Annotated in this window: 17 protein-coding genes; 2 read left to right on the forward strand and 15 right to left on the reverse strand. The window is 61.1% G+C overall.

Annotated features, from left to right (window positions below):
• The 10 genes from Q8O69_RS18650 to putP all read right to left on the reverse strand — a co-directional run.
• Positions 1–1,365, reverse strand: a 1,365-nt coding sequence (locus tag Q8O69_RS18650) for a PP2C family protein-serine/threonine phosphatase (RefSeq protein WP_305593686.1), incomplete at its 3' end; no start/stop codon positions are given.
• A 14-nt stretch (positions 1,366–1,379) separates the two neighbouring features.
• Positions 1,380–1,685: an STAS domain-containing protein gene (locus Q8O69_RS18655; protein ID WP_090252075.1), complete on the reverse strand. Its 306-nt coding sequence runs from the start codon at positions 1,683–1,685 to the stop codon at positions 1,380–1,382.
• A gap of 156 nt (positions 1,686–1,841) precedes the next feature.
• Positions 1,842–2,294: a flagellar export protein FliJ gene (fliJ, locus tag Q8O69_RS18660; RefSeq protein WP_275963039.1), complete on the reverse strand. Its 453-nt coding sequence runs from the start codon at positions 2,292–2,294 to the stop codon at positions 1,842–1,844.
• Between the two features lie 3 nt (positions 2,295–2,297).
• Positions 2,298–3,659: a flagellar protein export ATPase FliI gene (fliI, locus tag Q8O69_RS18665; protein WP_305593687.1), complete on the reverse strand. Its 1,362-nt coding sequence runs from the start codon at positions 3,657–3,659 to the stop codon at positions 2,298–2,300.
• The gene (gene fliH, locus Q8O69_RS18670) at positions 3,649–4,482 is read right to left on the reverse strand and encodes a flagellar assembly protein FliH (RefSeq protein WP_305593688.1); all 834 of its coding nucleotides are present in this window, start codon (positions 4,480–4,482) and stop codon (positions 3,649–3,651) included. The genes fliI and fliH overlap by 11 nt, the downstream gene beginning before the upstream one ends.
• 25 nt (positions 4,483–4,507) lie before the next feature.
• Positions 4,508–5,524 (reverse strand): flagellar motor switch protein FliG, encoded by a 1,017-nt coding sequence (gene fliG, locus Q8O69_RS18675; RefSeq protein ID WP_275963036.1) that lies wholly within the window; start codon positions 5,522–5,524, stop codon positions 4,508–4,510.
• A complete protein-coding gene (gene fliF, locus Q8O69_RS18680) occupies positions 5,517–7,301 on the reverse strand; it encodes a flagellar basal-body MS-ring/collar protein FliF (RefSeq protein WP_305593689.1) in 1,785 nt (594 codons plus the stop codon). Before fliF ends, fliG begins: the two co-directional genes overlap by 8 nt.
• Positions 7,302–7,316: 15 nt before the next feature.
• Positions 7,317–7,646: a flagellar hook-basal body complex protein FliE gene (gene fliE, locus Q8O69_RS18685; RefSeq protein WP_136666327.1), complete on the reverse strand. Its 330-nt coding sequence runs from the start codon at positions 7,644–7,646 to the stop codon at positions 7,317–7,319.
• Positions 7,647–7,740: 94 nt separating this feature from the next.
• Complete coding sequence (locus Q8O69_RS18690) at positions 7,741–7,962, reverse strand: VF530 family protein (RefSeq protein WP_275963034.1); 222 nt, start codon at positions 7,960–7,962, stop codon at positions 7,741–7,743.
• A gap of 229 nt (positions 7,963–8,191) precedes the next feature.
• Entirely contained in the window at positions 8,192–9,679 is a 1,488-nt protein-coding gene (putP, locus tag Q8O69_RS18695) for a sodium/proline symporter PutP (RefSeq protein WP_305593690.1), read from the reverse strand.
• A gap of 554 nt (positions 9,680–10,233) precedes the next feature.
• Here putP and Q8O69_RS18700 point away from each other — a divergent pair.
• Positions 10,234–11,091, forward strand: coding sequence for an HDOD domain-containing protein (locus tag Q8O69_RS18700; protein ID WP_305593691.1), 858 nt, complete (start codon positions 10,234–10,236; stop codon positions 11,089–11,091).
• Between the two features lie 67 nt (positions 11,092–11,158).
• Positions 11,159–11,686: a metal-dependent hydrolase gene (locus Q8O69_RS18705; protein WP_305593692.1), complete on the forward strand. Its 528-nt coding sequence runs from the start codon at positions 11,159–11,161 to the stop codon at positions 11,684–11,686.
• 40 nt (positions 11,687–11,726) lie between these two features.
• On the opposite strand, the gene Q8O69_RS18710 is transcribed toward Q8O69_RS18705, so the two are convergent.
• The 5 genes from Q8O69_RS18710 to Q8O69_RS18730 all read right to left on the reverse strand — a co-directional run bounded on the left by Q8O69_RS18710 (position 11,727) and on the right by Q8O69_RS18730 (position 16,937).
• Positions 11,727–12,146: a group 1 truncated hemoglobin gene (locus Q8O69_RS18710; RefSeq protein WP_305593693.1), complete on the reverse strand. Its 420-nt coding sequence runs from the start codon at positions 12,144–12,146 to the stop codon at positions 11,727–11,729.
• A 2-nt stretch (positions 12,147–12,148) separates the two neighbouring features.
• Positions 12,149–13,006 (reverse strand): DUF3034 family protein, encoded by an 858-nt coding sequence (locus Q8O69_RS18715; protein ID WP_305593694.1) that lies wholly within the window; start codon positions 13,004–13,006, stop codon positions 12,149–12,151.
• A gap of 2 nt (positions 13,007–13,008) precedes the next feature.
• Positions 13,009–15,345 (reverse strand): bifunctional diguanylate cyclase/phosphodiesterase, encoded by a 2,337-nt coding sequence (locus tag Q8O69_RS18720; protein ID WP_305593695.1) that lies wholly within the window; start codon positions 15,343–15,345, stop codon positions 13,009–13,011.
• A complete protein-coding gene (locus Q8O69_RS18725) occupies positions 15,332–16,018 on the reverse strand; it encodes a methylamine utilization protein (RefSeq protein ID WP_305593696.1) in 687 nt (228 codons plus the stop codon). Before Q8O69_RS18725 ends, Q8O69_RS18720 begins: the two co-directional genes overlap by 14 nt.
• Positions 16,019–16,184: 166 nt before the next feature.
• Complete coding sequence (locus Q8O69_RS18730; protein WP_275963027.1) at positions 16,185–16,937, reverse strand: AraC family transcriptional regulator; 753 nt, start codon at positions 16,935–16,937, stop codon at positions 16,185–16,187.
• Position 16,938: the final 1 nt, after the last annotated feature.

The following is a 16,938-nucleotide window of genomic DNA, read 5'->3' on the forward strand; positions in this document are numbered from 1 at the left end:
GCCATGCCCCAGCGCATTCGAATACAACTCGGCCAGCACACTGAACAAGGCGCCGCCCTGGGGGCGCAGCCCCTGCACCTCCAGCAACAACTGCAAGAGGAACGGCAAGGGATTGAAATGACGCAGGGTTTCCCCGCGAAACTCGAAGCTGGCCGACCAGTCCAGCGAATGGCTCTGGCCATTATCGGCAAAGGCCAGCGGTGGCCGACTCAGCTCGGCGTCATCGACCAGGCTGACTTCAAGCAAGCTAACGTCATCCTGCTGCTCGCCGCTGAAATGGGTCAGCGCCTGCTGGATTTCAGAGAACAGCGCCGTAGGCTGCTGATTGGCAGCGAACACCTCAAGCAACCGCCCCTCACCAAACAACTCGCCCTGTTTGTTACAGGCCTCCAGCACGCCATCGGAAAGCAGGAAAACCCGATCCCCCAGCGCCAGCGGGTAAACCTCGTATTTGTCATTGAATGCGGTCGGCTCCAGCACCCCCAACGGCAAATGCCGCGACACCAACGGCAAACGCTGGCCACTGCCGCGCAGCAGATAGCCATCCGGCAGGCCGCCGTTCCACACCTCGACCACCTGGCGCTGGAAGCTGATATTCAGCACCGTGGCGCAGCAGAACACCCCGACCGGGAGAATGCGTTTGAGCTTGGCGTTGATCTCGCGCAGCACTTCGGCCAGCGAATAGCCCTTGGCCGTCATGCCGTAGAACACCTCGGCCAGCGGCATCGCGCCAATTGCCGCGGGCAAACCGTGGCCGGTGAAATCGCCCAGCAGCACATGCATGCCGCCTGACGGCTTGAACGCAGCCAGCAGCAAATCGCCGTTAAACACCGCGTAGGGCGATTGCAGATAACGAATGTTCGGTGCATCCAGGCAGCCGGAGTGAGTCACCTTGTCGAACACCGCTTTGGCTACGCGCTGCTCGTTGAGCAGGTGTTCGTTGTGCATGGCAATCAGGTCGCGCTGCTGCAGCACGGTGTCCTGCAGGCGGCGCAGGCGGTCCATGGCCTTGATCTTGGCTTCGAGAATCACCCGGTTATAAGGCTTGGCCAGAAAATCGTCACCGCCGGCTTCCAGGCAGCGCACCAGGGCTTCGCCTTCGGTCAGTGAGGTAAGAAAGATGATCGGCACCAGCTCTTCGCCGGCCACCTGTTTGATCCGCCGGGCGGCTTCAAAACCGTCCATGACGGGCATCAAGGCGTCCATCAGCACCAACTGCGGACGCTCCTGCTCGAACAGGGCCACCGCCTCCAGACCATTGCTGGCGGTCAGCACGCGGTGCCCCTGGCGGCTGACGATGGTCGACAGCAGCATACGATCAGCCGCGTTGTCCTCGGCGATCAGAATGGACAGACGCTCTGGCATGGCACGCGCCTCGATCAGGCGATTTTGAACAGCTGCTCGAAATTCGAGATAGCCAGAATCTTGCGCACATCCGGATTGCAGTTGAGCAGACGGATCTGCGCGCTGTCGCCGCCGGCGTGATCACGCAACAGCAACAGCATGCCCAGCGCCGAGCTGTCCAGGTAGGTGGTGTCCTTGAGGTCTACGACGTAACGCTGCGGGGTACTGTTGACGCGTTCGTAGGCATTGCGAAATTCCTGATGCGCACCGAAATCGAAGCGTCCCTGAATCAGAATGGTCAGCTCTTGCCCATCGGATGAGGGCAGCGAGGTGATGGCCATGAATTACTCCTATAAACGAAAAGACCAGGCCGCACGTTCAGGTGGACCAGACTGCAGGTTATGCATGATCAAGATGTAGCATCGCAATGCCCATGCGGCAACTGTTTAGGCTGGTTGATGTGTCGCCTGCAGTTTCAAGTAAACGGCAATTCGCGCTCAAGACTGCGAATCACGGGCGGATATGCGCTGCGAGAGCTCATCGAGCAATTTCTGCTCACGCTTGTCTTCAGCCAGGCGCGCTTCGTCCTGATAGCGTTTGACCAGTTTGCGCAAACCTTCCAGGCGCGCGTAGCGCTGCTGCCAGACCTCGCGCACCTTTTCCATATTGCCGCGGTGCCAGTCGACGCTGTTGCGCTGCTGGCCGATGGCGGTTTCCAGCTGGGTGAGAAAGCGCTGATAGTTCATCAGCCACTGCCCGGAGACGCCGCGCTGGCCTTCAGTAATCCACTGCTGCTGGTAATCGCCGCGGTAGCGCTCCAGGTCCCCTAGCTGCACTTCGGCCTGGCGCAGCAGCCCCTGGCAATGGCCCAGCTGCAAAGCGGCCTCACGCTCGGCACGTTCGGCCATGTCGACCACCGGGGCCAGCCGCGCGGCGCGGCTTTGCGCCATGGCTTACGCGCCTGCTGCGGCAGGGTTGAAGGTTGCCGCCAACTGCGCGCTGCTGTTTTCCAGGCTTTCGTTGTCCTGCAGATTTTGCCGCAGGTACTTGACCATGGCCGGCTGGCGCGCGATGGCCAGGTCGGTATCGGCATCGCCGCCCGGCACATAGGCACCGACACTGATCAGGTCGCGGCTCTGCTGATAACGCGACCATAGCTGCTTGAAGCGCTGCGCCAGGCGCATGTGTTCAGCACTGACCACCTGCGGCATCACCCGGCTGATCGACGCCTCGATATCGATGGCAGGGTAGTGCCCCTCCTCGGCCAAGCGCCGCGACAGCACGATATGGCCGTCGAGCACACCACGGGCAGCATCGGCGATCGGGTCCTGCTGGTCGTCGCCTTCACTGAGCACGGTGTAGAAGGCGGTAATCGAACCGCCACCCTTCTCCGCATTACCGGCGCGCTCCACCAGCTTGGGCAGGCGAGCAAACACCGACGGCGGATAACCCTTGGTTGCCGGCGGCTCGCCAATGGCCAGGGCGATCTCGCGCTGGGCCTGGGCGAAACGGGTCAGCGAATCCATCAGCAGCAGGACGTTCTTGCCCTTATCGCGGAAGTACTCAGCAATTCGCGTGCAATACATCGCCGCGCGCAGGCGCATCAGCGGCGCGTCATCGGCCGGCGAGGCCACCACCACCGAGCGTTTGAGACCCTCGTGGCCGAGGATCTCGTCGATAAATTCTTTAACTTCGCGGCCCCGCTCACCGATCAGCCCGACCACGATAATGTCGGCCTCGGTAAAGCGCGTCATCATGCCGAGCAGCACCGACTTACCCACACCGGTACCGGCAAATAGACCGAGGCGCTGGCCGCGGCCGACGGTGAGCAGGCCGTTGATCGAGCGGATACCGACATCCAGCGGTTCGCTGATCGGGTGGCGGTTTAGCGGATTGATCGCCGGGCCGTCCATCGGCACCCAGTCTTCGGCTTTCATGCCGCCTTTGCCATCAAGGGCGCGGCCGGTGCCATCGAGCACCCGACCAAGCATCGACATGCCCATGGGCAAACGCCCGGTATCCGGCAGCGGTACCACGCGGGCACCCGGGGCGATGCCGGCCAGGCTGCCGACCGGCATAAGGAAGATTTTGCCGTTGGAAAAACCCATCACCTCGGCTTCAACCTGCACCGGGTGATAGCTGTCATCGTTGATCACCAGGCAGCGGCTGCCCAGGGCGGCGCGCAGGCCTTCGGCTTCCAGAGTAAGGCCGACCATGCGCAGCAATCGGCCTTCGACCTGCGGCTGGGTCGGCAGCGCCACGGCTTCGCTGTAACCGGCCAGGCGCTTGGCGAAACTCACCCGATCAAGGCGCATCCGGGCTCGCCTGGCTATGTATCTGAGGAGCCTCTGCCGGCAGGGCATCCAGATCGGTATGCAGATCGGCCTCCAACGGATGCGCCGCCTGTTCGCGCTGCTGCTCAAACAGCTGCTTGATCGCCTGATTTAGCCGAGTTTCCACCGTGGCGTCGATACGGCTGAGTTCACTTTCCACCCGACAACCGCCAGGCAGCAAGGAAGCGTCCTCGAGAATCCGCCAGCTCTCTTCGTGGCGCTCACGCAAGGCTTTGATCATCTCGAAATCTTGCGGATTGACGTGAATGCGGATGTTGCCAGTGCCCATCGGCAGCAGTTTGAGCGCCTCGCTGAGCACCTGGCGAATCTGACTGGAGTCGCTGACCAGCTCACGCTGAATCACCTGACGCACCATCTGCCCGAGCAGGCTGACCATGGCCTCTTCAAGCTGCTGGTCCTGCTCGGCAATCGGCTCGAACAGCTGGGTCATCAACTGCTCCAGCCCAGCCAGTTTGGCGGCCAGGGCGATATCGGCTTCCTGCTTGGCTTTTAGCTGGCCGGCGTGAAAGCCGTCCTTCTCACCGGTGGCAAAGCCTTCGTTGTAGGCGTCCTGGCGGATCGCCTCCAACTCATCCAGCGTCAAGGGTTTGACGTCTTCCAGAGCCACCTCTTCGCTCTCGGCCTGTGCCTGCTCGCCCGCTTCAACCGGCTGCTCGGACGCTTGCTCCTCTTCGCTGGGCTCAGGCGTTTCCACTTCCGGGTCGAAGCTGGGCAGCGCCCACAGGTCAACGCCCTTGAGGTCCTTGGCGCGAATCAGCTCGCTGGGCGGCTCTTTACTGGACATTCGTCAAACCATTACTGGCCATGGGTTAAACCATTTCCTCGCCGCCTTTGCCGCCCAGGACAATTTCCCCGGCTTCGGCCATACGCCTGGCGATGGTGAGGATTTCCTTCTGCGCGGTTTCCACGTCGCTGACGCGCACCGGGCCTTTGGCTTCCAGATCGTCGCGCAGCAGTTCGGCGGCACGCTTGGACATGTTCTTGAAGACCTTCTCCTTGATCGCCTCATCGGCACCTTTGAGCGCCAGCACCAGTACGTCGGAGGACACCTCGCGCAGCAGCGCCTGGATGCCACGGTCGTCGACATCGGCAAGGTTGTCGAAGACGAACATCAGGTCTTCGATCTGGCTGGAGAGGTCTTCGTCGACTTCGCGGATCGAGTCCATCAGCTGGCCTTCGACCGAGCTGTCGAGGAAGTTCATGATATCGGCGGCACGTTTGACCCCGCCGAGCGCGGCGCGGGTGGTGTTGGAGCTGCCGGAGAACTGCTTCTCGAGAATCTGGTTGAGTTCTTTCAGCGCCGCCGGTTGCACGGTATTCAGCGACGATACGCGCAGGACGATATCCAGGCGCACCTTGTGGTCGAAGTGGCCAAGCACTTCACCGGCCTGATCGGGATCGAGATAAGCCACCACGATGGCCTGGATCTGCGGGTGCTCGTAGCGGATCACGTCGGCTACGGCGCGCGGCTCCATCCATTTCAGGCTGTCGAGGCCACTGGTGCTGCCACCGAGGAGGATGCGGTCGATCAGGTTGCCGGCTTTGTCTTCGCCCAGCGCCTGCGTGAGCATCTTGCGGATATAGCCGTCGGCACCAACACCCAGGCTGGTCTGATCGCCGACGATGTCGACAAATTCGCCCATCACCTGCTCAACCTGCTCACGCTGGATATTGCGCATGCCGGCCATGGCCACGCCGACCCGCTGCACTTCCTTCGGCCCGAGGTGACGCAGCACCTGAGCCGCGTCGGTTTCACCCAGCGACAGCAGCAGAATCGCAGCCTTGTCGACCTTGCTCAATTTAGTGGCGGTTCGATTTTCACTCATCGGCGTTAATCCACTCTTTCACAACCTGGGCTACGCGGCCTGGGTCTTCTGCGACCAGGCTCTTGATGGCGTTCAATTGTGCATCATACCCCTCACTCGGGCTCGGCAGGAGGATGCTTTGCGGGCCGCCCAGGCTTACGCGGTCCTCGGCCAGATCACCACCCAGCGCGCCCATTTCGCCCAGTTCGACATCGCCATCGCGGCCATCACCCTGGCCTTTACCGCCACTGGTGATGTTGTTGAGCACCGGCCGCAGCACACCAAACACCAAGATGAGGATAAACAGCACGCCGAGCACTTGCTTAACCACATCCCAGAACCACGGCTGGGTGTAGAACGGAATTTCAATCATCTCCTCACCCAGCTGGGCGGAGAACGGCGTATTGATCACGCTGACACTGTCACCACGGGTGGCATCGAAGCCCACCGAGTCCTGCACCAGGCGGGTAAAGCGCGCCAGGTCATCACTGCTCCACGGCACCCGAGTGGTTTCGCCGCTGGCCGCATCAATCTTCACCTGATCATCCACCACCACCGCCACCGACAGCCGGCGCAAGCGGCCCTGCTGCTGCTTGGTGTAGCTGATCGAACGATCCAGCTCGAAGTTGCGCGTGGATTGCTCGCGCTTGTCCGCCGGATACGGCGCCAGCATGGCCAGCCCAGTGGCCGGGTCGATGATCTGCGCGCCATTAGCGTCCAGCAGCGGCTGCCCTGCGGCAACCGGGCCAGGCACCGCCGCCGCGCCGCCAGCTTGCTCAGGGGCTGCCGCCGCACCCGGCGGCTGGTTGGCCAGAGCGCCCGGCACACCTTGCGGCGGTAGGCTGCTGGTACGTTGTTCGTTGACCGACTGCTCACTGCGCAGCGCCGGTTGATCGGGGTTGAACATTTCCGAGGTGGATTCCACCGCGCTGAAATCCACATCCGCCGACACTTCAGCCTTGTAGCGCCCCGAGCCCAGCACCGGCTGCAGAATATTGTGCACGCGCTGGGTGAACAGGCTTTCCATGCGGCGGCTGTAATCGAACTGCTTGCCGGCCATGGTCAGTTCGGACATTTCCTGAATATCCGAAAGCAAGTTGCCCTTCTGGTCGACCACGGTGACCTGGGCCTTGTCCATTTCCGGCACGCTGCTGGCGACCAGATTGACGATGGCCATCACCTGGCTTGGCTCCAGACCGCGCCCGGAATACAGCTCCACCAGCACCGAGGCGCTGGGCTTGCGTTCATCGCGCACAAACACCGAACTCTTCGGAATGGCCAGGTGTACGCGAGCCGCCTTGACGTTGTTCAAGCTGGAAACGGTACGTGCCAACTCGCCTTCCAGGCCGCGGCGATAGCGGGTAGCCTCCATAAACTGGCTGGTGCCCAGGCCTTGTTCCTTGTCGAGAATTTCAAAGCCGACGCTATTGTCCTTCGGCGCAACGCCAGCAGCCGCAAGACGCATGCGAGCGCGAGCCAGGTCATCAGACTTGACCAGCAGCGCGCCGGAGTTGGGTTCCACGGTGTATTTGATGGCGGCGGCGTCCAACGTCTCCATTACTTGGGACGCATCCATACCGTCGAGACTGCCATACAGCGGACGGTAATCGGGCTGCTGCGACCACAGCACCACGGCAAAACCGATAGCCACGCTGGCAGCCAGACCGACCAGCAGGCCGATCTGGCGCAACATCGACATATCGGCGAGGTTTTCCAGAAAGGTCAGGCCGAACAGCGGTTTCTTCGGTTCATCACCACCGGTGGTGGCAGGTACGTTTGCAGCGACGGCTTCAGCCATGATTCAGCCCTACCCTTAAACCGGCATCTGCATAATGTCTTGATAAGCCTGAACCAGCTTGTTGCGCACCTGGGTCATGGCTTGAAAGGAAACGCTGGCTTTCTGCGACGCGATCATCACGTCCGTCAAATCCACGCCGCTGGTGCCCATCTCAAAGGCGGTTGCCAGCTTATTGGAGGCCTGCTGGGTTTCGTTGACCTTACCCACGGCCTGCCCGAGCATCTCGGAAAAGCTCGGCGCGCCAGGTTCAGGCGTGCTGGTGACAGGCTTCTGACGCGCCATGGCGTCGGCCTGCATGGAACGCATCTCCAGCATCAAGCGATTGAATTCAACACCCTGGCTCATCACTACCTCCACTGGCCGCGGTTTTTTGACGCTTCGCGGCGTTTGCTGAGGTATTGCAACAAGGGTGCCAGATTATCGAACCGGCTCTCGCTACCTATTTACGCGCTTGCGAACGTATATACAGCGCCTCGACCTTCTCCCGTGCCCAAGGAGTTTTGCGCAGGAAGGTCAAGCTCGACTTGATGCTCGGGTCGCTTTTGAAACAGCGGATATCGATCCGCTCGGCCAGGCCGTCCCAGCCGTACTGGGCAACCAGGGCGGTGAGAATGGCTTCAAGGGTTACGCCATGCAGCGGATCTTTCGGTGATTGAGTCATGCAGAACCTGTACGAACAGCTCGATTAAGGCAAACCCCGCCACCTTAGCCAAACCAGCGGCCAATCGAAAGCGCAGCGCGGCGTCTGAGACTTTATTTCGAGCATAAAAAAAGCCGGCCCACACCAAAGGTGCGGGCCGGCGAAGCACTATCGGGTCGCACGCACATCGCCGCGAAGCGAATCCGCGGGGCAACTGAGCGACCAGTCAGTTACCAGGTATCTCAAGCCATCAAACCGACTGGTATTCCTTCTCGGCTTCGTCGAAGCGCTTGATCATGCTGGCCGATGGGCCGTTGCCGATCTTGCTGAACACCAGAATGGCGATGGTGGCGAAGATAAAGCCTGGGATGATTTCGTACAGGCCCAGGTGGCCGAGGAAGTTCTTCCACAGGATTACTGTCATGGCACCGACCAGCATGCCGGCCAACGCGCCGTTGCGGGTCATCTGCTTCCAGACCAGCGAGAGGATCACCACCGGACCGAACGCAGCACCGAAGCCAGCCCAAGCGTAGGACACCAGGCCCAGCACGCGGTTTTCCGGGTTGGCAGCCAGCATGATGGCAACGATGGCAATCAGCAGCACCATGCCACGGCCGACCCATACCAGCTCGGGCTGCGAAGCATCTTTACGCAGGAAGGCTTTGTAGAAGTCTTCGGTCAGGGCACTGGAGCACACCAGCAGCTGGCAGCTCAGGGTGCTCATGACCGCAGCCAGGATGGCGGACAACAGAATGCCGGCGATCCACGGATTGAACAGCAGCTTGGCCAGTTCGATAAATACGCGCTCTGGGTTCTCGGTCACCGGGCCTGCGAGGTCCGGGTTGGCGGAGAAGTACGCAATACCGAAGAAGCCCACAGCCACGGCGCCTGCCAGAGTCAGGATCATCCAGGTCATGGAGATGCGACGGGCTGCTGGAATCGACTTCACCGAGTCAGCGGCCATAAAGCGCGCGAGGATATGCGGCTGGCCGAAGTAGCCCAGGCCCCAGGCCATCAGCGAGATCACGCCAACAAAGGTCGCACCTTTGAGCATGTCGAAGCTGGTAGCGTCTTTCAGTTCGATCGCCGCAAAGGTGGCATCGGCACCGCCGGTGGCAATCAGCACCACGATCGGGGTGAGGATCAGGGCGAAGATCATCAGCGTGGCCTGCACAGTGTCAGTCCAGCTAACCGCCAGGAAACCACCGATAAAGGTGTAGGCGATGGTCGCCGCAGCACCGGCCCACAGCGCAGTCTCGTAGGACATGCCGAAGGTGCTTTCAAACAGGCGGGCACCGGCCACAACGCCCGAGGCGCAGTAGATGGTGAAGAACACCAGAATCACCAGGGCGGAGAAGATGCGCAGCACGCGGCTGCTGTCTTCGAAGCGGTGGGTGAAGTAATCCGGCAGGGTCAGGGCATTGCCGTTGTGCTCGGTCTGCACACGCAGACGGCCAGCAACGAACAACCAGTTCAGGTAAGCCCCCACAATCAGGCCGATGGCGATCCAGCCTTCGGACAGACCGGACAGGTATACCGCGCCCGGCAAGCCCATCAGCAGCCAGCCGCTCATGTCCGATGCGCCAGCCGACAAAGCGGTGACGAAACTACCCAGGCTGCGACCGCCCAGGATGTAATCGGAAAGGTTCTTGGTGCGCATGTACGCGAACAGGCCAATCAGCACCATGAGCGCGATGTACACCACGAAGGTGACGAGCATCGGAGTATTTGCAGTCATTGGGGAGCTCCCCTCTTGATTGTTGTTATTCAAGCAACAGGGGATAGCCCTATTGCCAACGTGGCATTGCACGCCTGCCTATGCAGGTGAAGCCGCTTACCGCAACCGAGGCACAAAGGCCCCAATACAACAACGGGCGCATGCCGCAAGACAGTCGCCCGTGAAAATCCTTTTAAATGCCCGCCAGCGCCTTACACCCGGCCAGGCCCGGCACGCACTCAACGTTCTGGTAAACGCTGCACGCCGGTAAAATTCAGCATCAATCACCACGGCCTGTATTAGGTCTAGCCCAACTGCAGCGGCTTGCCGGGGCAAGCCTGTGGGCAGAAACCTGCGCACCGCGTAAATCGAGCACGGAATTTAGTGGCAGATGCATGACCGCTTCTTACAAAAAGCTCTGGAGTTTTTGCAAAAAACTCCAGGCACAGGAACTTCCTGCAAACAGCTGTTTAAAGCGCAAGGCCAAAGATTTCGCCGATCACGGCCATCCATCGCCACTTATACCAGGCGTGTAACGGCCATCTAGACTGCATCCATAAGGCTGGAGGTGTGCGTTGCAGAGCGAAGCATCCGATTACTCAATCTACCGGCGCGTAGTCTCGCAGTTGATGCAGGGCGAAGAGCAATTGCCCAGCCTGCCAACCATTACCCTGGATATCCGCCGTGCCCTGGGTGACCCAAATATTTCCCTGAATGCCCTGGTGCGCCTGATCAGCCGTGACCCGGCCCTCAGCGCCCTGCTGATGAAACATGCCTCCAGCGCGCTGTATCGCCACACCTTGGCGCCCAAGACGCTGTACGAAGTAATCGGCCTGCTCGGTATGACGGAAGTCGACCGAATCACCATGGTGCACAGCATCAAAAGCCTGTTCACCCTGCACAGCCCGGGGCATAAGCGGCTATTTGTTGATGCCTGGGAGCGCCTGGTGATCAAGGCCAGCACCAGCGCCATGCTGGCCCGCCTGCTGGGCCATGTGACCGCAGAACACGCGCTGCTGGCCAGCTTGCTCAGCGAAGTGGGCACCCTGGCCGTGCTCTCGGCGTTCAGAAATGAAAGCGTCACGCCCTCCAGCGAGCTGTATTACAAGCTGTGCCGCGAATACAGCAAATCGCTCGGCATCATCGTGCTGAAGAAATGGTCGGTGCATAACGAATATATCGAGATCATCCGCGACACCGGCAACTGGCAACGCAGCCCCGGGCATAGCCTGCAATTGCTCGACCTGGTCAACCTGGCGCTCTACCACGCCATCAAGGAACGCACCCCCGACGCCGAGCTACCAACACTGCAAGAGCTAGCCGCCTACCAAAAACTGATGCCGCCGCAGGACTTTATCGGGGAGAACGGCGAACTCAGCCTGGTGATCAGCCACCGCGCCGATATTCTGGCGATTGCGCAGACCTTGCGTTGAGCAAACTGAAAGCAGAGCATCTGCACCGCAACATGACATACAAACGCAACTCAGGGATGAGAGACAGATGATCATCGGACATGCACCAGCGGCCTATATCGCTGCGGCACTCACGCACAGCAGGCTTTTCGCAACACGCCTTCCAGCAAAGGCTTTTATCTGTGCAGGGTTACTGGGTGGGGTCGCCCCCGATCTGGACATGCTGTATTTCCACCTGATCGACCAGCGTCAGCATCACCACCACACCTACTTCAGCCATTGGCCAATAGTATGGCTAGGACTGCTGATACTCAGCCTGGCTGTTTACCGACTAAGTGAGCGCAGCAAAGCAGCCATACTGGCCAGCACCTTTTGTGCTGCTGGTGTGTTGCATCTGCTACTCGACAGCATCGTGGGCGATATCTGGTGGTTCGCGCCCTTTGTAGACCAACCCTATGCGCTCTTTAGCGTACCCGCGCGGTTCAGCCCTTGGTGGCTGAACTTCCTACTGCATTGGTCATTTGCACTGGAGTTAGGGCTGTGGGCATGGGCGGTTCTGCTCTACCGCCGACGTGGCAAAGCCTCGATCCACAACCAAGCCAGCGCACCGGTATAAATCCGTAGTCCTTTGCACCACCTGGCACCGAGACAACCCACTAACGATCAATCACCTGCGCACGCATGGGCGCAAGCCGCGCCAGCAGGCGGTTCTGCGCCGGCATGGGCACGCCCTGAGCGCTCATTGCATCCTGCAGGTTTTCCACCAGAGCGTTGAAGTCGCTGGGGGTGAGGTTCTGGCCCTTGTGGCTTTCTTCCATGCTGTCGCCGGTGTAGGTGCAGGGGCCGCCGGCTTCGACGCAGATCTGCTCCACCAGCTTGTCGCGCAAGCGCACGATGTCGATATTCTCGAAATGCCGAACGATGCGCGGGTCTGCGGCAATATTCAGCAGCATGCCTTCGACGATGCGGGTAATCCCGGCCTGCTCGCCCAGGTCACGGTACAGGCTGTCGTCTTTCGGCGGCTGCTGGGCACAGGCCGCCAGACTCAGAGCAACCACCAGCAGCAGACTGCGCATGCTTAGAAACTCCCCTGCACGGACAGGTAGACCCCATCCTGATTATCCAGCGTGGCGATTTCCCCCAGGCGCGCATAGGCCAGCACCACGGCCAGGTTCTTGTTGGGGAAGTAACCGAGAAACAGATCGGCCCAGTCACTTTCGCCGGCAAAGCTTAAGTTGTCCGGCTTCTCGCGGTACTCCACACCCAACGCCCAGCGCGGGTTGAACAGCACCGCAACTGAGCCTTCCTTGAGCACGGAATGGCGATCACGGCGGTCGCCACCAAACCCCAGCAGCCCCAGCTCGTTGGCCCGGCTGTAACGGAGGCCGCCATTGAGCAGCAGGTTGTAGCCAAAAGCGCCGCCGAGGATCAACCGGCTGGCAGTGATATAGCCCTCGGTATCCTCACTGCGTTGCGCGCCTACCAGGCTGGGAATCAGAAAATCCTTCTGGCGTTTGTGCTGAATGCCCAATGACACCTGCGGCAGCGGGTCGTAGATCAGGTCACCAAACAGGCGCAGCTTGAGGCCGAAGATATCCTGACTCAGGCTGTTTTCCGGCAGATTGAGGTTGCGCGCCAGGGTGCCCAGATCAAAACGCTGGCGGGCGTAGGACAGTTCGATACGGTTATCGAACGCGACGCCAATGCCAGCAACATCCAGGCGGTAATCGCCGGTTTCCACCCGCGTGGCGAATACATCCGCGCCCCATTCGCCGCGCTCGCCATAGCCGGAAAGCACCGCCCAGGGTGTAATCCCGCCACCGGCCGCACCTTCAATGCTGCTGGCGCCACCGGTGGCCAGCAAGCGGCCATCGGCCCAGGCCAGGTTGGCTAGCAGGCCGAGCAACAGGGCAATGCAACGTGGCAGTTGAGTCATGGTCAATGCACCAGGGTCGAGGATGTATGGGTGTATTGCGCCATCCAGGTTTCAAAGGCTTGCGCCGCCAATGGCCGACTGATCAGGTAGCCTTGGGCGGTATCGCACTGCCAGCGCCCCAGCAGTTGCAGGCTGCGCTCGAACTCGACGCCCTCGGCCACAACCTTGAGGCCCAGGCTGTGGCTCATCTCGATGGTCGAGCGCACGATCACCGAGTCCTCACTGGCATCGTCCAGGTCGCGGATAAACGACTGATCGATCTTCAGCTCCTGCACCGGCATGCGCTTGAGCTGCGTCAGGGAAGAATAGCCCGTGCCAAAGTCGTCTACCGACAGGCTGATGCCACAAGCCCGCAGACCATGCAGCACCTGCAAGGCGAGCTCGGGATTGAGCATCACCCCGCTTTCGGTGATTTCAAAAATCAGCTGCTCGGCCGGCACCTGGTACTCGGCCAACAGTGCGCTGACCCGCGCCGGTAACTGCGGATCGATCAGGTCGTCAGTGGAGATATTTAGCGACACCTGCACGCGCAGGCCGCGCCCGGCCCACTCGCGTAACTGACGCATGACTTCCTCGATCACCCAGGCGGTCAGCAGCTGGATGCTGCCGGTGCGCTCGGCCAACGGAATAAACTCCCCCGGCGAAACCATGCCCAGCACCGGATGCTGCCAACGCAGCAAGGCCTCGGCCTGACGCACCTGGCCGGCGGCAATATCCAGTTTCGGCTGATAGTGCAACAGCAGCTCGGCCTTGCTCGGCGCATGGCGTAGATCGCGAATCAAGCGGATCTGCCGCTGCTGGGCATCATCGCGACCACGCTGGTAAACCTGCAGATGGCTGGCCATGCCGGCGGCATCCTGCATGGCGATACTCGCCCGACGCAGCAACTCTTCCGGGGCGTTGCCATCGACCGGGTAGCTGGCAATGCCGATACGGCAATCCAGGGCAAAATCATGGGTGGCGACGCGCAGCGGCTTGAGCAGCAGTTGCTGCACCTTGTCAGCGATGCCCACGGCGCTGTCGCTGTCGGTGTTTTCCAGCAGCAGGAGAAACTCATCACCGATAATCCGCGCCACGCTATCGCCAGGGCGCAGAATCGCCTGCAGGCGCCTACTCAGCTGCTGCAACGCCAGGTCGCCGCCCTCCGCCCCCAGGCTTTCATTAACCGCCCGGAAGTTGGCCACGCCCAGGTAGAGCAACGCCGTTGGCCGCCCAGCAGTGATCGCACTGCCCAGACGTTCCAGCGCCAGGGTACGGTTGGGCAGGCCAGTCAGCGCATCATGCAGCGCGTTGTGCGCCAGCTGCCGCTCACGCTCGGCAATGCCTTGCTGCATGGCCTTGAAGGCGGTGGCCAAACGCCCCAGTTCATCGCCGCGCTGCAAGTCCAGGCTGGCCTGGTAATCGCCCTGGCGCACGCGCTCGGCGACGGCCGCCAATTGCTGAACAGGCTGCGATACCGAGCGCGCCAGCAACAAGGCGCCAACCAGGGAAGCGGTCAGCGCCACCAGGGCAATCAGCAGAATATTCTGATCGAGCGGGGCAAACGCCTGCTGCGCCTGACTCAAGGATTTGTGCAGCAGCGCGCGTACTTCAAAGCCGTCACCACTGGCCAGTACCAGGGTCTGATTGAGGTAGGACTCGTCGCCGATCAGGCTTATCGCATCATTGGCCAGCTCGGCCATGCTGCCCTGCAGCTGCTCACGCTGCGCTGGCTGCAGGGTGCTGATCCAGATATCGGCCACACCGTCCTGGGTCGCGCGCAGGGTCAGGTCCAGGTGGGTCAACTCACGCAATTCGGCGGCAAATACATCGTCAACCTGAAAGCCCATCATCACCCGGGCAATCGGCAACGGCGCAGTCACCGTGGCCTGCACCAACAGATAGATCTTGTCGGCAATCGGCATCAGAAAAATCTGCACGCCCTCACGCTGACGCTGCATCACCTGGGTACTCAGCCGCTTGGCCGTGTCACCGCTGATCTGCCGATCACTGCTGACCTCCAGGTTGCCATCGAGGCCCAGCATCATCACCGCGCTGGCGTTGATCCGCGCGCCATGGTTAAGCAGGGCCGAGCGAATGGTCTCGCTGTCACCGCTGGCCACAGCATCCTTAAAGCCAAAATCGGCAGCCAACACCTGCACCGCATCGTGCAACTGGCGGCCGCGTACTTCGAGCAATTGCTGAAACACCAGGCTACCCACATCCAACTGCTCGCGGGCCTGGCTGCGTACGGCGGCATTGGTGGCGGTTTGCACGGCCGCATAGAGCGCGCCGACCACCACCAACAGCAGCAGTACCAGTACGCCGGCAATCCGTGCCTGAAAACTATTGCGCAGCATCGCGAGCCTTCTTGAAGGCATCGCCAAAGGCGCTGGCCGGCGCACTCGGCGCTGCTTGGCTGGCGGGGGCCTGCATGGTCAGGGTAAAGCGCTGCTGGCTACTGGCTTCGGTCAGCTGCACCTGGCCAGCAGCCTGCGGCAACATATCTGGCGCTTGCGGGTGCCACAGGCTGGCCGTGTAGGTGCCGGCTGGCAGCTGCTCCAGGTTCAGCTTGCCCTGCGCATCACTGACGGCAAACCAGGGGTCGTCGGTGACATAGACATAACCCACCATCCAGTCATGGATATTGCAGCCCAGCACCACTACGCCGGGCTTGTCGAAAATCACCGGCTCGCTCGGCGTGCCCTGATACAGACGCAGTTCAAAGCGCTTGGCGAGGGAGAACGAATAGACGTGATGGCGAATATTGTCGCTATTGGGGAACGACACCGAGGTGCCGCTGCGCACCGCCAGCACATTGGGCGCGAACTGCTGCGAGCGCTGATCCATCACTGCGGTAGCAGGTGCAACCACCGGTGCAACCTCGCTACGCAAACTGAGTACGGCATTGGCCAAGGGCTGGCCCTGGCTGTCCACCAGCTCGGCTTGCAGGCTGGCGGCTTGCAAAGGCGTACTGAGCAGCAATATGCCGAGCAGCGCAAAGGCGAACGATGGGTGCAGGTGCTTGCTCATCAAGACTACTCGTACTTTAGGGGCACACTTGAAGTGGACAGCATCCTTGCCCAGGCACAGTAAATGTCTCTGTGCGCCACAGCTTAGTCGGCAGCGTGAAGAAGTTCACGTTTGATCGGCAGCGCCCGCCTGCTGAGCACCGCCACCCAAGGTAGTCAGCGTGCGTTTATGCGGCGCTACGCAGGCGTTTCGGGGTCAGGCCCAGGTAGCGGCGCATGGCGGTGGTCAGTGCGCTTTGGCTGGAGAAGCCGCACTCTTCGGCAATGCGGATCAGTGGCATGCCGCTCTCGCGCAACAGCCGCACGGCGCGGTCCAGACGGGTTTTCAGCAGGTACTGGTGCGGCGTAAGACCGACACTGTCCTTGAACTGCGCATGAAAATGACTGGGGCTCAGGCAAGCCACCTGCGCCAGTTCAGCCACGCTGATACGTCGCGCCAGGTGCTCGATGATGTAACTGTCGAGCCGCTCCAGATTCAGCGCCCCCACAGCCCGCGTGTGGGGCTCACCGAACAGGCGTAGGTGCAAGGCGCGCAGCAACACGCCGCCCAACGCGCGCGGCAACAGTGGATCAGAGCCATAACGCTCCAGCTCGGCGCCGGCATAGCTCAGCAGGTTCTGGAAATCGGCATCCAGCTGCGGGTAACGCGGGGTTTCGAACAGACGGGTCAACAGTTGCAGGTCTTCGCTGGAGGTGCCCTGCTCATCCAGATCGATGATCAACATACGGTTATCGCCCATGCCCGCGAACTGGTGATCGGCATCCCCCGGCACCAGGCAGGCGCGCATGCGGCACACCTCACCACCCCGGCCGTTCACCTCAAATTCGGCACGCCCGGCCAGCGACAGCACCAGTTGATGGTGGTCGTGGGTGTGCTCGTGGGCCTGGTCATCAAGACGCATCAAACGCGCGTTGAACATG

The sequence above is a fragment of the Pseudomonas sp. genome (genome assembly GCF_030690725.1).
Classification (GTDB): Bacteria; Pseudomonadota; Gammaproteobacteria; order Pseudomonadales; family Pseudomonadaceae; genus Aquipseudomonas.

Excerpts from the sequence above, each read along its gene's own strand:
- Q8O69_RS18655 (WP_090252075.1), bottom strand. The coding sequence starts at position 1,685 with ATGGCCATCACCTCGCTGCCCTCATCCGATGGGCAAGAGCTGACCATT.
- fliJ (WP_275963039.1), bottom strand. The coding sequence starts at position 2,294 with ATGGCGCAAAGCCGCGCCGCGCGGCTGGCCCCGGTGGTCGACATGGCC.
- fliI (WP_305593687.1), bottom strand. The coding sequence starts at position 3,659 with ATGCGCCTTGATCGGGTGAGTTTCGCCAAGCGCCTGGCCGGTTACAGC.
- fliH (WP_305593688.1), bottom strand. The coding sequence starts at position 4,482 with ATGTCCAGTAAAGAGCCGCCCAGCGAGCTGATTCGCGCCAAGGACCTC.
- fliG (WP_275963036.1), bottom strand. The coding sequence starts at position 5,524 with ATGAGTGAAAATCGAACCGCCACTAAATTGAGCAAGGTCGACAAGGCT.
- fliF (WP_305593689.1), bottom strand. The coding sequence starts at position 7,301 with ATGGCTGAAGCCGTCGCTGCAAACGTACCTGCCACCACCGGTGGTGAT.
- fliE (WP_136666327.1), bottom strand. The coding sequence starts at position 7,646 with ATGAGCCAGGGTGTTGAATTCAATCGCTTGATGCTGGAGATGCGTTCC.
- Q8O69_RS18690 (WP_275963034.1), bottom strand. The coding sequence starts at position 7,962 with ATGACTCAATCACCGAAAGATCCGCTGCATGGCGTAACCCTTGAAGCC.
- putP (WP_305593690.1), bottom strand. The coding sequence starts at position 9,679 with ATGACTGCAAATACTCCGATGCTCGTCACCTTCGTGGTGTACATCGCG.
- Q8O69_RS18705 (WP_305593692.1), top strand. The coding sequence starts at position 11,159 with ATGATCATCGGACATGCACCAGCGGCCTATATCGCTGCGGCACTCACG.
- Q8O69_RS18710 (WP_305593693.1), bottom strand. The coding sequence starts at position 12,146 with ATGCGCAGTCTGCTGCTGGTGGTTGCTCTGAGTCTGGCGGCCTGTGCC.
- Q8O69_RS18715 (WP_305593694.1), bottom strand. The coding sequence starts at position 13,006 with ATGACTCAACTGCCACGTTGCATTGCCCTGTTGCTCGGCCTGCTAGCC.
- Q8O69_RS18720 (WP_305593695.1), bottom strand. The coding sequence starts at position 15,345 with ATGCTGCGCAATAGTTTTCAGGCACGGATTGCCGGCGTACTGGTACTG.
- Q8O69_RS18725 (WP_305593696.1), bottom strand. The coding sequence starts at position 16,018 with ATGAGCAAGCACCTGCACCCATCGTTCGCCTTTGCGCTGCTCGGCATA.
- Q8O69_RS18730 (WP_275963027.1), bottom strand. The coding sequence starts at position 16,937 with ATGTTCAACGCGCGTTTGATGCGTCTTGATGACCAGGCCCACGAGCAC.